The sequence below is a fragment of the Shewanella vaxholmensis genome (assembly GCF_031932135.1).
Classification (GTDB): domain Bacteria; phylum Pseudomonadota; class Gammaproteobacteria; order Enterobacterales; family Shewanellaceae; genus Shewanella; species Shewanella hafniensis.
On sequence record NZ_JAUOEV010000005.1, the window covers coordinates 60,208 to 74,756 of the forward strand.

The 14,549-nt window shown below is 45.3% G+C and carries 12 protein-coding genes and 3 tRNA genes; 10 read left to right on the plus strand and 5 right to left on the minus strand.

What is annotated here, in order from left to right:
- Positions 1-10: 10 nt before the first annotated feature.
- The gene (locus Q4Q46_RS06510) at positions 11-976 is read right to left on the minus strand and encodes a DmsE family decaheme c-type cytochrome (RefSeq protein WP_311905548.1); all 966 of its coding nucleotides are present in this window, start codon (positions 974-976) and stop codon (positions 11-13) included.
- Positions 977-1,412: 436 nt separating this feature from the next.
- Between Q4Q46_RS06510 and Q4Q46_RS06515 the strand changes: the two genes are divergently transcribed.
- The 3 genes from Q4Q46_RS06515 to glnS all read left to right on the plus strand — a co-directional run bounded on the left by Q4Q46_RS06515 (position 1,413) and on the right by glnS (position 5,824).
- Positions 1,413-1,652 (plus strand): FeoA family protein, encoded by a 240-nt coding sequence (locus Q4Q46_RS06515; RefSeq protein ID WP_006081114.1) that lies wholly within the window; start codon positions 1,413-1,415, stop codon positions 1,650-1,652.
- Positions 1,645-3,939 carry a Fe(2+) transporter permease subunit FeoB gene (gene feoB / locus Q4Q46_RS06520; RefSeq protein ID WP_311891562.1) on the plus strand — a complete coding sequence of 765 codons (2,295 nt, stop codon included), beginning with the start codon at positions 1,645-1,647 and terminating at the stop codon, positions 3,937-3,939. Before Q4Q46_RS06515 ends, feoB begins: the two co-directional genes overlap by 8 nt.
- 214 nt (positions 3,940-4,153) lie before the next feature.
- Positions 4,154-5,824 (plus strand): glutamine--tRNA ligase, encoded by a 1,671-nt coding sequence (gene glnS, locus Q4Q46_RS06525; RefSeq protein ID WP_311905549.1) that lies wholly within the window; start codon positions 4,154-4,156, stop codon positions 5,822-5,824.
- Between the two features lie 199 nt (positions 5,825-6,023).
- Here glnS and Q4Q46_RS06530 read toward each other — a convergent pair whose 3' ends face one another.
- Entirely contained in the window at positions 6,024-6,620 is a 597-nt protein-coding gene (locus Q4Q46_RS06530) for a Yip1 family protein (RefSeq protein WP_006081117.1), read from the minus strand.
- Between the two features lie 283 nt (positions 6,621-6,903).
- On the opposite strand from Q4Q46_RS06530, the gene miaE reads away from it, so the two are divergent.
- Complete coding sequence (miaE, locus tag Q4Q46_RS06535) at positions 6,904-7,674, plus strand: tRNA isopentenyl-2-thiomethyl-A-37 hydroxylase MiaE (protein WP_311891564.1); 771 nt, start codon at positions 6,904-6,906, stop codon at positions 7,672-7,674.
- Positions 7,675-7,802: 128 nt separating this feature from the next.
- Here the strand turns inward: miaE and Q4Q46_RS06540 are convergent, their stop codons facing one another.
- On the minus strand, positions 7,803-8,525 hold the full coding sequence (locus Q4Q46_RS06540; protein WP_311905550.1) for a UDP-2,3-diacylglucosamine diphosphatase: 723 nt from the start codon (positions 8,523-8,525) through the stop codon (positions 7,803-7,805).
- Between the two features lie 9 nt (positions 8,526-8,534).
- Positions 8,535-9,029 carry a peptidylprolyl isomerase gene (locus Q4Q46_RS06545; RefSeq protein ID WP_311905551.1) on the minus strand — a complete coding sequence of 165 codons (495 nt, stop codon included), beginning with the start codon at positions 9,027-9,029 and terminating at the stop codon, positions 8,535-8,537.
- A gap of 140 nt (positions 9,030-9,169) precedes the next feature.
- On the opposite strand from Q4Q46_RS06545, the gene cysS reads away from it, so the two are divergent.
- Positions 9,170-10,549 carry a cysteine--tRNA ligase gene (cysS, locus tag Q4Q46_RS06550; RefSeq protein ID WP_311905552.1) on the plus strand — a complete coding sequence of 460 codons (1,380 nt, stop codon included), beginning with the start codon at positions 9,170-9,172 and terminating at the stop codon, positions 10,547-10,549.
- Positions 10,550-10,691: 142 nt separating this feature from the next.
- Here cysS and folD read toward each other — a convergent pair whose 3' ends face one another.
- Positions 10,692-11,546: a bifunctional methylenetetrahydrofolate dehydrogenase/methenyltetrahydrofolate cyclohydrolase FolD gene (gene folD, locus Q4Q46_RS06555; protein ID WP_106650141.1), complete on the minus strand. Its 855-nt coding sequence runs from the start codon at positions 11,544-11,546 to the stop codon at positions 10,692-10,694.
- A 364-nt stretch (positions 11,547-11,910) separates the two neighbouring features.
- On the opposite strand from folD, the gene Q4Q46_RS06560 reads away from it, so the two are divergent.
- The 5 genes from Q4Q46_RS06560 to clpP all read left to right on the plus strand — a co-directional run bounded on the left by Q4Q46_RS06560 (position 11,911) and on the right by clpP (position 14,531).
- Positions 11,911-11,987: transfer RNA gene (locus tag Q4Q46_RS06560), tRNA-Pro, on the plus strand.
- A gap of 117 nt (positions 11,988-12,104) precedes the next feature.
- Positions 12,105-12,181: transfer RNA gene (locus Q4Q46_RS06565), tRNA-Arg, on the plus strand.
- 9 nt (positions 12,182-12,190) lie between these two features.
- Positions 12,191-12,266: transfer RNA gene (locus Q4Q46_RS06570), tRNA-His, on the plus strand.
- Between the two features lie 262 nt (positions 12,267-12,528).
- Complete coding sequence (gene tig / locus Q4Q46_RS06575) at positions 12,529-13,833, plus strand: trigger factor (RefSeq protein WP_063883149.1); 1,305 nt, start codon at positions 12,529-12,531, stop codon at positions 13,831-13,833.
- A gap of 89 nt (positions 13,834-13,922) precedes the next feature.
- Positions 13,923-14,531, plus strand: coding sequence for an ATP-dependent Clp endopeptidase proteolytic subunit ClpP (clpP, locus tag Q4Q46_RS06580; protein ID WP_063883148.1), 609 nt, complete (start codon positions 13,923-13,925; stop codon positions 14,529-14,531).
- Positions 14,532-14,549: the final 18 nt, after the last annotated feature.

Sequence of the window (14,549 nt, forward strand, 5' to 3'; positions counted from 1 at the left end):
CGTTCCCTTGTTATCTCTGTAGCAATTTGCCAGAAGGATGGTTAGAACCATGCACTTGCCCGTGGCAATTCATACAGGAATTACCTGAAGTAAATGCATTGGTTTGATTGCCAAAGTAGGCATTGCTGCTATGACCATCCGAGGCGTGGCATTGTTGACAAAGCTGCGGCGGCTTACTGATCAGCATGGCTTCGTTCACGCTGCCATGGGGATTGTGGCAATTCGCACAGTTGTCGGTGACGGGGGCATGTTCCCACAGTTTAGGGCCGCGTTTTTCGGCGTGGCAGCTATAGCAATTTTCGTTGACGCTCATTTGTTTCAAGCTTGAATCGTTCAAACTGCCGTGGGGATTATGGCAGTCACTGCACACCATCTGTTGCCACTGTAGTGGATGCGCTGAGCGTTTGTGCATATCAGCTTTTTGTTGGGTATGGCACTGGGTACAAATGGCGACTTCATTGGCTTTATCACTGATAGGATCTTTGGCGGTATGAACTTGATGGCAACTTGCGCAGGCAACATCGGCGTTATCGTGGTGATTGCCTTTCCACGCGATGCGTTGACTATCATTGTGGCAGCTCATACAAACACTGTTTTGCTTTTGCGCGGGAACGGGAGAATTTGTACCAAAGGTGATCATTGGCTCTTTGCCACCTTTGTTATGATTTCCTAACGGGCCGTGGCAGGCTTCACACTGCAAATCGGCCATGGGCGAAGCTTTCACATTAGGATTACCATGAACCCCATCAAAAATGGCCATGACCACGGCACTTTTTTTGTGGCACATCAGGCAAGTGTCAGCCCCTTTGGCAGAATACTTACCTTCGGCGAATTTTTTGTCTAATGTCGCGACAACGTCCTCTGGTTTTTTGTCATCCCAAGGCGTCGCCGAGACAGAAATACTCACGATTGATAACAAAATACATAGCATAGCCTTAGCTATGCTTTTGAACTTTAGCCTTATTTCCATGTTCATCTTTTCCCGAGTGCATTTATATTTGTTATTTTTACGCTTTCGACATTGCTAATTTAGCTTATTAAAGCTGATTAATATTAGAACAAATATGTGACACTCGCTTAACATCTAAGGGTCTTTTCACTGTAAAGAGGGATGATTTTACTGGTGATATAGAGGAAGCGTGACCTTGATCACGTTTGCTTTGGTAAGGGTTTTGTTCACAGCTTTTTTGACTTCTTTCGATCGCATCATTCTCTTGTGCACTTAGGTATGGATTTTTATTTTCAGTTGGCCGTTTATTCATTGGTATTTTTGTCACATAATACCCAACACAATTGAAAACTATTATCGTTACCAGTCAAAAATCTTGATCTAGGTAAAGTTATTAGGGTCATAGCTCAGTTACAATGGGCGCAGTTTTTCGAGCTGAACCTGTTGCAAGGTGGAATACGTAATGAAGTTAAGCGAACTCAGTCCCGGTGATCGCGGTATTATTTCTGAAGTGGGACGTTTAGCGTTGCCACAAACCGTGAAGCGTAAGTTGTTGTCCATGGGGATCACGCCGAATACGCGTTTTTCATTGATCCGATACGCACCTATGGGCTCTGGTCTCGAACTGGATATTCGTGGTAGTAAACTTTGTATGCGCAGAGATTTGGCAGACATCATTGAGGTGGAAAAGGCGAATGACTAAGCAGTTTCATTGCGTCACAGTCGGTAACCCGAATGCGGGTAAATCGACGCTCTTTAACGCGCTAACCGGCGCGAATCAACAAGTCGGTAACTGGTCTGGTGTGACGGTCGAGAAAAAGACTGGTCATTTCACCTTAAACGGTGCCGATGTCTATCTGACCGATTTACCCGGTATTTACGATCTTCTGCCTGCGGGCAATAGTTGCGATTGTTCACTCGATGAGCAAATTGCGCAGCAATATCTCGCCGAGCAACGCGTCGATGGCATTATCAATTTAGTCGATGCCACTAACATCGAACGTCACTTATACCTCACTGCCCAATTGCGTGAACTCGCGATCCCTATGGTGGTGGTGTTGAACAAAATCGATTCTGCAGTCAAACGCGGTATCAAAGTCGATTTAAAGAAAATGAGCAAAGAGCTGGGCTGCCCCGTGATTGGTGTGTGCTCTCGCGATCCTGCCGATGTGGAAAAAGTGCAAGCGCAGGTACTCGATTTACTGCAAGGCCGAGTCTCTGAAGCACCATTAGTTCTGCATTACGATGAACAAATTGAAGCGGGCGTTCAGTTGCTTTGTAGCAAAGACACGCAATTAAGCCGTGGCCGTGCTTTGGCTATGCTTGGCAATGGTTCAGGTTGTGGCAGTTGCCAAAATGCTGAGTTGCAGGATGAAGTGAATACCTGTACCCAGATTATCTCTTCGCAGGGCCATGATATTGAAGTGATGGTGGCTACCACGCGCTTTAATTTCGTTGAGAAAGTGTTTCAAGGTTCAGTGAAAGAGTCGGGATTCCTCACTCTCAGTGATAAATTAGATAAACTCGTATTGCATCCCGTGCTTGGCATTCCTGTGTTCTTGTTCGTGATGTATTTGATGTTTATGTTCAGCATCAATATTGGCAGCGCTTTTATCGATTTCTTCGACGTGTTTGCGGGTGCGTTGTTTGTCGACCACTTTGGCGCATTCTTGACGAACATGGGCTCTCCGGCTTGGTTGGTCACTATTCTCGCTGGTGGTGTTGGCCAAGGTATTCAAACCGTGACCACGTTTATTCCGGTGATCGCTGCTTTATTCCTCGGTTTGTCAGTCCTTGAAAGCTCTGGCTACATGGCCCGCGCTGCATTTGTAGTTGATGGGTTAATGCGCCGCATCGGTCTGCCCGGTAAAGCTTTCGTGCCTATGATTGTCGGCTTTGGTTGTTCTGTGCCGGCGATTATGGCGACGCGGACCTTAGGCAGTGAACGTGAGCGTATTGTCACGGGTATGATGGCGCCATTTATGTCTTGCGGTGCACGTCTGCCAGTATATGCGTTATTTGCCGCGGCTTTCTTCCCCGATTCTGGGCAGAATTTAGTCTTCTTGCTTTACGTTATTGGTATCTTTGCCGCTATCGGAACGGGTTTATTACTCAGAAGCACGCTGTTACCCGGTACCAGCAGCGCTGTGGTGATGGAACTGCCAAGCTATGAAATGCCAAAACTCAAAGCCGTAATGGTCCGTACAGGTAAACGCACTAAGAGCTTTATTTTAGGTGCGGGTAAAACCATTGTGCTGGTGGTGACGCTATTAAACTTTATCAATGCCATTGGTGTTGATGGCACTTTCGGTCATGAAGACAGCCAAGCATCTTTGCTAAGTGTCGCGAGCCAAAAAATCACGCCAATCTTCTCACCTATGGGTATAGAACAGGATAACTGGCCAGCAACGGTTGGTATTATCACAGGTATTTTTGCCAAAGAAGCCGTGGTCGGTACCTTAAACAGCTTGTACAGCACTGCCGCACCCGCTGATGAAGAGCTTACGCCATTGAGTGAAAGCTTTAATGCGGCTCTAGCGACGATTCCTGCAAACTTGTTTGGAATTGATCTGGAAGATCCGCTGAAGTTGTCGGTTGGTGATTTGACTAATAAAGAAGCGATAGCGGAAGAGCAAGGCGTGGCAACATCGACCTTTGGTGCCCTGCAAGCTGGTTTCAGTGGCAAAATTGCGGCGTTCTCTTACTTGCTGTTTATCTTGTTGTATACCCCTTGTGTCGCGGCGATGGGCGCCTTAGTGCATGAGTTTGGCTCTCGTTGGGCGACATTTGCGGCTACGTGGACTTTCTCTCTGGCCTATGGCTCAGCGACTGTGGTCTATCAAGCGGCAACCTTTACGCAGCATCCTGTGCAATCGAGTCTGTGGATTGGTTTCTTCCTGTTTGCGTTAGTGGCCTTTTATCAATGGCTGAAACGTAAGGGCAGAAGAACCCAGCAGATTATTCCAGGGATCCGCATCATCACAGAGTAAGATTTACTGAGTCAGCATGACTGAGTAATAAATGTCAGCTTAGTTAGGTCAAAGATAAAAGCAGCTTTCATGGCTGCTTTTATTGTTTTACTATCGCGGTTATAACCCTGCCGGTCAAAAACCATAGTTTTTAGCACTAGGCATTGTAACTAGTAGTGATCTGTAGGATCATGCTGGTTTCTTAAAATTGCCATTGTTCGCAAAGAGGAATTCCATGAGTCATGTGGACACTGAAGTACGTCCGAGTAACTTTATTCGTAATATCATAGATGAAGATTTACAAAGCGGTAAGCACACGAGTGTGCAGACTCGTTTCCCGCCGGAACCGAATGGCTATCTTCATATTGGTCATGCTAAATCTATCTGCTTAAATTTTGGGATAGCGCGAGACTATAACGGTCTGTGTAATTTACGTTTTGACGATACTAATCCTGAAAAAGAAGACATTGATTATGTTAATTCTATTCAGGCGGATGTGCGTTGGCTTGGATTCCAGTGGGATGGCGATGTACGCTATTCATCAAACTATTTTGATCAGTTACATCAATATGCAGTTGAACTGATCAACAAAGGTTTGGCTTATGTGTGTTTCTTGAATGCTGATGAAACTCGCGAATACCGTGGCACGTTAAAAGAGCCAGGTAAAAACAGTCCTTTCCGCGACACATCAGTCGAAGAGAATCTTGCCTTGTTCGCTAAGATGCGCGACGGTGGTTTTAAAGAAGGTGAGTGTGCGCTGCGTGCCAAAATTGATATGGCGTCGCCATTCATGTGTATGCGCGATCCTATCATCTACCGTATTCGTTTTGCCCATCACCACCAAACGGGTGATAAGTGGTGCATTTACCCAATGTACGACTTTACCCATTGTATTTCTGATGCGTTAGAACACATTACCCACTCTTTATGTACTTTAGAGTTCCAAGACAACCGTCGTTTATACGACTGGGTGTTGGATAATTTGAATGATTTTCAAGCGCCGAATCGTACTCGTCAATACGAGTTTTCACGCTTAAATCTTGAATATACCTTGATGTCTAAGCGTAAGCTAAACGATCTTGTGACCCGTAAACTCGTGTCAGGTTGGGACGACCCACGTATGCCAACGATTGCTGGCCTGCGTCGCCGTGGTTACACGCCTGCGTCAATTCGCGAGTTTTGCCAACGTATCGGCGTGACTAAGCAAGAGAATATGATTGAAGTCGGCATGTTAGATGCGTGTATTCGTGAAGAATTGAACGAACATTCACCGCGTGCGATGGCTGTATTACGTCCATTGAAAGTGATCATCGAAAACTATGCTGAAGGTGAACTTGAGTATATTCAAGCGGCCGCTCATCCAAATGATGAGAGCATGGGGACACGCGAATTAGCCTTTGGCCGTGAAATATTGATTGATGTGGCTGACTTTAGAGAAGAAGCAAACAAACAATACAAACGTTTGGTAGCAGGTAAGGAAGTGCGTTTACGTAATGCCTATGTGATTAAAGCTGAGCGTTGTGATAAAGACAGCGAAGGCAATATCACGACGGTTTACTGCACTTATGATCCTGAAACCTTAGGTAAAAATCCTGCTGATGGCCGTAAAGTTAAAGGTGTGATCCATTGGGTTGAGGCATCTACTGCTAAACCAGCTGAATTCCGTCTCTATCAGCGTTTATTTACCGATCCTAATCCTGCTGCGGCAGAGACTGTGGACGAAGTATTAAACCCTGAATCCTTAGTGGTAGTGCACGGTTTTGCTGAAGCAAGCCTAGTGAATGCGCCAGCAGAAAAAGCTTATCAGTTTGAGCGTGAAGGTTATTTCTGTGCAGACAGCAAAGATTCGTCAGCGGATAATTTAGTGTTTAACTTAACTGTAGCGCTGCGTGATTCTTTCGAATGATTTAATAGAATTAGCTTGATTGAATTGGTTTGATGAAATGAGTCAAACAGTTCAACTCAACGAAGCTAACTTGAATTAAGCTAAGTTGTTCTGATCATTAATCAGACCCAAAAAAAGAAGGCCTTTTAGGCCTTCTTTTTTATTTTATGGATTAGCGATAGAGCTATTGGTTGGTGTGAGTGACAGTTAATTCAACTGGTTATTGATACATAGGACCAAAACCTAGGCTCCATAAAATAACGCTGGTTGCCATTAGCCCTACTAACAACACTAAACCAGCGGTCACCATAGAGCTGGCATAGATAAAGCCTTTCTCTTCAGGGATATTCATAATAATCGGCACACCCGCGTACAGTAAGTAGACTGAGTAAGCCAGACCAATCAATCCCACGATCATGATAAACCACAGCACTGGATACAAGGCGGCTAAACCGACCATAAACAATGGTGTAGCTGTGTAGGACGCGAGTTCTAACGCTTGGGTGTAGGTTGGGTTTGCATCGAAGGTTTTTGCCATCCAATAGGCCAAATAGGCGAGGGCGAATACGCCCGCAATTAGGCCTAAATACATGCCAGCTGACATAAACATGGCGCTTTGAGGTGTGAGGTAAATAGGATCGCCAGCGCCTGGATTCCAGCCAATATAAGCCGTAGCAATATAACTGCAAATCGCTGGGATTAAAGCGATCAGCACCACATGACTTAAGCTACTTTTTAGTGCCTCATGGTTTTTCTCAATTGTGTGCCACTCTTGTTTAGGATGAGTGTATAGCCCCATTAAGTGATTCAGTATCATTATAATTATCCTTGTTCAGCATTGATGAATGGCTCGCCAAACGTCAGACGAGCTGATAACAGCTCCACAATCGAGGTTAAAATGGTGTCCTGTTCCTTTAACTGACGATTGGTGACACATACAGAAGTGAGAGGCTGTGTGATCAGGATCTCAGTTCTTTAGAGTGTAGATTATTTATTGAACAAAAAGTTCAGCGCGTCAAGTTTACTGAAGCCTAATGCTATAGCTTATGAGTAAATATGCGTAAAATAGCGCGATATTCAGAATGAGATTGAGTGAGTCCATGCAGCAACTTCTTGCCCCCATCCACGCGTTTCTTCGCTGTGAAACACCGCAAACTTGGATTGATGTCGCGATTAAATCAGATTCCTTGGATGAGTTGCTGATCGATCACTGTAACTGTGAGTTAAAAGCGGCTCAGACAGCGATATTTTTGCTACGAAAATATGCGTTAGATAAAGACAGTGGTCGAGCTCTGTTGGCGTGGGCTAAACCCTATGAAGAGTTTATCTATTCGCAAGACCACGATGTGGTGAGTTTTCTGGCGCGCGATGTGAAAAAGAATGAACTGGTGGCCGAACTGATGCCTAAGCTAAACTTTAAATTTGCCGCCAATTTAGTGTCACCTTTAATCCGCTTGATTAAAGAAGAGTTTCATCATTTTGAACAAGTACTGGAATTGATGCACAAACGCGGTATCGAATACCGTAATATTCGCGCAGGCCGATATGCCAAGGGCATGATGAGTTATGTGACCACCCATGAGAAAGATATCCTGCGGGATAAGTTGATTGTGGGGGCCTATATTGAGGCGCGTTCGTGCGAGCGTTTTGCTAAGTTGGCGCCCTATTTAGACGGTGAGCTGGGTAAGTTTTATGTGTCACTGCTGCGCTCTGAAGCTCGACATTATCAAGATTATCTTGCGTTAGCTCAGTTAGTTTCACCTGAAGATATTCGCGAGCGTGTAACGTATTTTGGTGAGTTAGAGGCTGAGTTGATTCTGGCGCAGGATGATGAGTTTCGTTTCCACAGTGGGTCGCCGCTAGCAAATTGATTTGAAAGTAGCTTCTCTTTAAAAGTCGATGAATTAAGTCGATATGGCTAAAACGATTAACGGTTCGCTCGAACCGTTAATATGAAGCGTTTTTAAACTCAAACAAGGTCAATAATAAGCAAGCTAACTTAAGTTGCCTGCTCGAAGGGTAACGATTGTAAATTAATCCCTTTGGCGCTGACACTCAGCACACTGCCTTGCTCATACCAGTCACCAACCACAATACGTTGACAGCCATTGGCAAGTTGATGAATGGCGGGTCTGTGGGTATGACCGTGGATCATATGTTTGGTGTGGGTCTTGGCAAATAACGCATCGACCGCATTGGGCTCAACATCCATGATGGTATAGCTTTTTTGCTGATTGCTACTTTTGCTATTGCTGCGAATTTTATCGGCAATGCCCTGACGGGTTTTCTTGGATAAACAACCATATAGCCAACGCGCCAGTGACAAACTGCGCAGTTTTCGAAAGCGTTGGTAGGCCTTATCCAAAGTACACAAGCTGTCGCCGTGTAAGATAACCGTCTCTATGCCGTATAAATTCAGGCACGTCACTTCGGGTAAGATTTGCATTCCTGCGGCGCGCGCAAATTGCTTGCCTAACATAAAGTCACGGTTGCCGTGGATGAAATACACCGGCAGCTTTTGTGATACTTGCTTGAGTTTTTCGGCGAGTTCGAGGGCAAAAGGCAAGGCAATATCATCGCCAACCCAGACTTCAAACAAATCACCTAAGATATAGAGGGCGTCGGCATCATCGAGCTCAGTGTCGAGGAAGCGAGTGAACGCTTGGGTGATATCAAGACGATCTGCACTCAGGTGCAGATCGCCTATAAATAAAGTTCGCATCCGCAGGGATTATGCCGCAACGCTGACTTTTTCAATCACAATGGCTTCTAATGGCACATCTTGATGCATGCCACGGTTGCCAGTGCTAACAGCTTTGATTTTTTCGATAATGTCCATGCCTTCAACAACTTCGCCGAATACGCAGTAGCCCCAGCCCTGTGAGGTTTCTGATTTAAAATCGAGGAAAGTGTTGTCGTTCACGTTAATGAAGAACTGTGCAGTGGCTGAATGTGGATCAGAAGTACGTGCCATAGCAACAGTACCAGTACGATTTGATAAACCGTTATTGGCTTCGTTTTTCACTGGCTCGTTACAACGTTTTTGGCTCATGTCTTCGTTGAAGCCACCACCTTGGATCATGAAACCGTCAATCACACGGTGGAAGATAGTGCCGTCGAAGAAACCTTCGTCAACATATTTCATAAAGTTTGCTACTGTTAACGGCGCTTTTTCAGCGTTCAGTTGCAGTTTAATGTCGCCCAAATTGGTGTGTATTGTGATCATGTTTTCATACTCTCTGTAAATAGTGGCGCGATTCTAACTTATCTCGGATTGCGCGCAAAGTGCAGTATTCAAAACCTGTCAGGCCGTGGTAGACTGACTCCTTGATTTTACACCTGAATGTATCATTGAAGAGAATATCGATGTTGAAGATTTACAACAGTATTACCCGCCAAAAACAGGAATTTAAGCCGATTACTCCCGGAAAAATCGGGATGTACGTGTGTGGTGTGACCATATACGATCTCTGTCATATTGGTCATGGCCGTACTTTTGTTTCCTTCGACATGATAGTGCGCTACCTGCGTTACGCGGGTTATGAAGTGAATTTTCAGCGCAATATTACTGATGTTGATGACAAAATCATCAAGCGCGCTAACGAGAATAACGAAAGCTGTGAAGCCTTAACCGAGCGTCTTATTGGTGAAATGCACCAAGACTTCGATGCCTTAAATATGTTGCGCCCCGATTTTGAACCGCGCGCGACCCTTCATATTGCCGAAATCATCGACATGGTTGAGTTATTACTCGCCCGAGGTCATGCCTATGTGGCGAGCGATGGTGATGTGCTTTTCAGCGTGGCCTCATATCCTGATTATGGCCGTTTATCGGGCCAGAATTTAGATCAACTGCAAGCTGGTGCTCGGGTTGAAGTGGACGAAACCAAGCAAAATCCAATGGATTTTGTGTTGTGGAAAATGTCTAAACCTGGCGAGCCAACGTGGGAATCTCCATGGGGACCGGGTCGTCCTGGCTGGCATATCGAATGTTCGGCCATGAACAGCAAACATTTAGGTCTGCATTTTGATATTCATGGCGGCGGCTCTGACTTACAGTTCCCGCACCATGAGAACGAAATCGCCCAGTCTTGCTGTGCCCATGACACGCCATACGTAAACTATTGGATGCATACTGGCATGGTGATGGTTGACCGTGAAAAAATGTCTAAGTCGTTAGGCAACTTCTTCACTATTCGCGATGTGCTTGGTCACTATGATGCTGAAACTGTGCGTTATTTCCTGTTATCGGGCCACTATCGTAGTCAACTGAACTATTCAGAAGATAACTTGAAACAAGCTCGCTCAGCCTTAGAGCGTTTGTATACCGCTATTAAAGATGTCGACTTGACTGTCGCAGCGGCGTCAGCAGAAGAGTTTATTGCTAAGTTTAAAGCGGCGATGGATGATGACTTTAATACACCTGAAGCCTACTCAGTCCTGTTTGACATGGTGCGTGACATTAATCGATTAAAACTGACCGATATGGCACAGGCATCGGCATTAGCGGTCACCTTAAAGCAGTTAGCGGATGTGCTAGGCTTATTAAGCCAAGAGCCTGAAGCTTTCTTCCAAGGCGGCGGTAGTGATGATGAAGTGGCTGAAATTGAAGCTTTAATTGTTGAACGTAACCGTGCTCGTACTGAAAAGGACTGGGCTGCGGCGGATGTGGCGCGTAACCGTTTGAATGAGTTAGGCGTTGAACTCGAAGATGGCCCAAGTGGTACCACTTGGCGTAAGAAATAAGCTTATTCGCTATATTCTTAATTCAAGAAAATCTTCAGCAAATAAAAAACCTGCATTATGCAGGTTTTTTTTATGCTTGCTAGAAGCTAGAAGCTAGAAGCTAGAAGCTAGAAGCTAGAAGCTAGAAGCTAGAAGCTAGAAGCTAGTCGTGATATTGCTCGGCAGCGTATAAGGTATTTTCCAATAGACTCGCAATTGTCATCGGGCCAACACCGCCTGGGACTGGAGTGATAAAACTGGCATTTTGCGCCGCGACTTCATATTGCACATCGCCGACTAAGGTGCCGTTATCTAAACGGTTAATACCCACATCTATTACAATCGCGCCGGGCTTGATCCACTCACCAGGAATGAAGCCGGGTTTACCGACAGCAACAACAACGAGATCCGCGAGACGGATTTTTTGCTCAAGATTCTTAGTGAAGCGGTGGCAAGTGGTGGTGGTGCAGCCAGCAAGCAGTAACTCTAAGGTCATAGGGCGGCCGACAATATTTGATGCGCCAACCACAACAGCATCTAAACCATAGGTATCGACACCAGTGGATTTGATGAGTGTCATAATGCCCATCGGCGTGCAAGAGCGCAGCACAGGAATACGCTGCGCTAAACGGCCAACGTTATACGGGTGAAATCCATCGACATCTTTATCTGGACGAATACGTTCGATGACTTTTGAATCTTCGATATGGGCAGGTAATGGCAGTTGCACTAAAATGCCATCGATGGTCGGATCATCATTCAGACTATCAATAAGGCTCAGCAACTCATCTTCACTGCAACTTGTTTCTAAATCGTATGAACGAGAAATAAATCCAACTTCCTCACAGGCCTTACGTTTGCTTCCAACATAAACCTGTGATGCCGGATCGGCTCCCACTAATACTACGGCTAAACCCGGAATGCGCTGTCCAGCCTCTTTGCGGGCGGTGACTTTTTCGCTGAGCTTAGTGCGGATGGATTGAGCAATCGCCTTGCCGTCGATTATTTGGGCTGTCATGGGTGTAGGATATCCTTTATATGGGCGATGGTTAAAACAGTAGTTAACACAGAGATTGGCAATCGCGGCTATTTTAACAGGGCACAGCTACTGTGTCATGGTTAAAGCCGTCGCCAAATGGATAAAAAAAACCGGATTAGCCTGATAATTCAGCACCTAGAGTCAATCAATAAAAAAATCGTTGACGGTTGTAAAGTGAGGGGATAAGATGCGCTCCGTTCTCAGGCAGATGTGTTCATCTAGCACTGAAAATGTTATGTAAGACTTTCGACGATTAGCTCAGTCTGATAGTGCATCCAGATTTTGGATGAGAGCGGACCAGAGGGGAACCTCTAAGTTGATAACAAGTAAAATGTAAGACCTTCGGTGATTAGCGCAGTCCGGTAGCGCATCTGGTTTGGGACCAGAGGGTCAGAGGTTCGAATCCTCTATCACCGACCACTTTATTGTCATTTGCATCGATGAATTCAAAAATAATTTGAACTCAAATAGGCGAATGATAGCGTTAGCATAAATGCTTTCCAAATCGGTTAGGATACAGAAAATTCTGTAAACCATGCGCCCGTAGCTCAGTTGGATAGAGCACCCGCCTTCTAAGCGGGTGGTCGCAGGTTCGAATCCTGCCGGGCGTACCAGTTTCAGTGGTGATTGTAGCTCAGTTGGTAGAGTCCCGGATTGTGATTCCGGTTGTCGTGGGTTCGAGCCCCATCAGTCACCCCATTTTTTAGTACTTTGAGTACAAATTAAAAAAAGCGACCTTGTGTCGCTTTTTTTATACCTCAGATTCGGCTGTTGAGGCTCGACTCTGCAGAAAACGGTGGCTATAATGTCGCGTCTTGATAGATATCAACTATGAGCGACCTGTGCCTAAAGCCAGTAGTGGTGGGCATTGTAGTCAAATTTAATGATCAAGAAACGAATACCTGAATAGTTGATGAATCGGCTATTACAAAGGACGTTAGACAAATTTCGAGGTAAAACAATGCAAGTTTCTGTTGAAGCAACCCAAGGCCTAGAGCGTCGCCTGACCATTTCTGTTCCTGCTGAACAAATTGAAAAGCTGGTTAAAGACAGTTTACAACGTGAAGCTAAGCGTGCTCGTATCCCAGGTTTCCGTCCTGGTAAAGTGCCTATTACTGTGATTAACAAACGTTACGGCGCAGCGATTCGTCAAGACATCATGGGTGAAGTGATGCAACGTAACTTCATCGAAGCAATTATTGCTGAGAAGTTAAACCCAGCGGGTGCACCGACTTTTGTTCCTGGTTCAACTGATGGCGAAAAGTTCGAATTTATCGCTACCTTTGAAATCTATCCAGAAGTTGAGCTGAAAGGCTTAGATGCAATCGAAGTAGAACAGCCAAAAGCTGAAGTGACTGACGCTGACGTTGACACTATGATTGAAACCCTACGTAAACAACACGCGACTTTCGCTGCTGTTGAACGTGAAGCTGCCGATGGCGACAAAGTGAAAATGAACTTTGTTGGCTCAGTTGACGGTGAAGAATTTGAAGGCGGCAAAGCTGACGATTTCGAACTGCAATTAGGCAGCGGCCGTATGATCCCTGGTTTTGAAGCGGGTATTTTAGGTCACAAAGCGGGTGAAGAATTTGTTATCGACGTGAACTTCCCAGAAGAATATCACGCTGAAAACCTGAAAGGTAAAGCCGCTAAGTTCGCGATTACGCTGACTGAAGTTCAAGCCGCTAATCTTCCAGAAGTCAACGATGAGTTTGCTGCTCTGTTCGGTATCAGCGAAGGTGGCTTAGAAGCCCTTAAAGCTGAAATCCGTAAAAACATGAACCGCGAACTTGAGCAAGCGTTAAAAGCTAACGTGAAAGAGCAAGTGATCAACGGTCTGTTAGCGAACAACGACATCACTCTGCCAAAAGCACTGATCGATGGCGAAGTTAACGTATTGCGCCAACAAGCAATGCAACGCTTTGGTGGTCAAACTGCTAACATGCCTGAACTGCCAGCGGAATTGTTCACTGAACAAGCGGCTCGTCGCGTTAAAATCGGTCTGTTATTAGGCGAAGTCATCAAGACGAACGAACTGAAAGCAGAAGACGAACGTGTCCAAGGCTTGATCGCTTCTATGGCTTCTGCTTACGAAGATCCAAGTGAAGTTGTTGCTTATTACAACAGCAACAAAGAGCTGATGCAAAACATGCGCAACGTTGCTTTAGAAGAGCAAGCAGTTGAAGCACTGTTGAAATCTGCCAAAGTGACCGAAAAACAAGTCGCTTTTGAAGAATTTATGAACAAGGCTACTGGTCGCGCATAAGCTAAGCTTGACTTGATTAGCTGTTCGCCATTTATAATGGCTCGTATGAGGCTCCTCATGCGAGCCATTTTTATTTAGGGAAGTGAATAATGCATAATGCGTCAGACATACAAAGTGCTTTAGTGCCTATGGTGATCGAACAGACTGCTAAGGGTGAACGCTCATACGATATTTATTCTCGTTTGTTGAAAGAGCGGATTATCTTTTTGGTAGGTCAAGTTGAAGAACACATGGCAAACCTTATCGTGGCGCAACTATTATTCTTAGAATCAGAAAGCCCAGATAAAGATATCTTTTTATACATTAACTCTCCTGGTGGCTCTGTCACCGCAGGCATGGCGATTTATGATACCATGCAGTTTATCAAACCGAATGTTAGCACTGTCTGTATCGGCCAAGCCGCCAGTATGGGCGCTTTCTTGTTAGCCGGTGGTGAGAAGGGGAAGCGTCACTGTTTACCAAACTCTCGCGTGATGATCCATCAACCGCTGGGTGGTTTCCAAGGTCAAGCATCAGATATTGCTATTCATGCCAAAGAAATCTTAGGCATTAAAAATAAGCTTAACCTAATGCTCGCTGAACACACAGGTCAACCGCTCGAAGTGATTGAGCGCGATACCGATCGTGACAACTTCATGAGTGCAACTCAAGCCGTCGAATATGGCTTAGTTGACTCTGTGATGACGAAACGCGGCTGATTTTTGCTTTTGACTGAG

Coding starts and splice junctions, on each gene's coding strand:
- Q4Q46_RS06530 (WP_006081117.1), bottom strand. CDS start 6,620: ATGATACTGAATCACTTAATGGGGCTATACACTCATCCTAAACAAGAG.
- Q4Q46_RS06540 (WP_311905550.1), bottom strand. CDS start 8,525: ATGCGAACTTTATTTATAGGCGATCTGCACCTGAGTGCAGATCGTCTT.
- folD (WP_106650141.1), bottom strand. CDS start 11,546: ATGACAGCCCAAATAATCGACGGCAAGGCGATTGCTCAATCCATCCGC.
- clpP (WP_063883148.1), top strand. CDS start 13,923: ATGCATAATGCGTCAGACATACAAAGTGCTTTAGTGCCTATGGTGATC.
- Q4Q46_RS06515 (WP_006081114.1), top strand. CDS start 1,413: ATGAAGTTAAGCGAACTCAGTCCCGGTGATCGCGGTATTATTTCTGAA.
- feoB (WP_311891562.1), top strand. CDS start 1,645: ATGACTAAGCAGTTTCATTGCGTCACAGTCGGTAACCCGAATGCGGGT.
- miaE (WP_311891564.1), top strand. CDS start 6,904: ATGCAGCAACTTCTTGCCCCCATCCACGCGTTTCTTCGCTGTGAAACA.
- Q4Q46_RS06545 (WP_311905551.1), bottom strand. CDS start 9,029: ATGATCACAATACACACCAATTTGGGCGACATTAAACTGCAACTGAAC.
- tig (WP_063883149.1), top strand. CDS start 12,529: ATGCAAGTTTCTGTTGAAGCAACCCAAGGCCTAGAGCGTCGCCTGACC.
- glnS (WP_311905549.1), top strand. CDS start 4,154: ATGAGTCATGTGGACACTGAAGTACGTCCGAGTAACTTTATTCGTAAT.
- Q4Q46_RS06510 (WP_311905548.1), bottom strand. CDS start 976: ATGAACATGGAAATAAGGCTAAAGTTCAAAAGCATAGCTAAGGCTATG.
- cysS (WP_311905552.1), top strand. CDS start 9,170: ATGTTGAAGATTTACAACAGTATTACCCGCCAAAAACAGGAATTTAAG.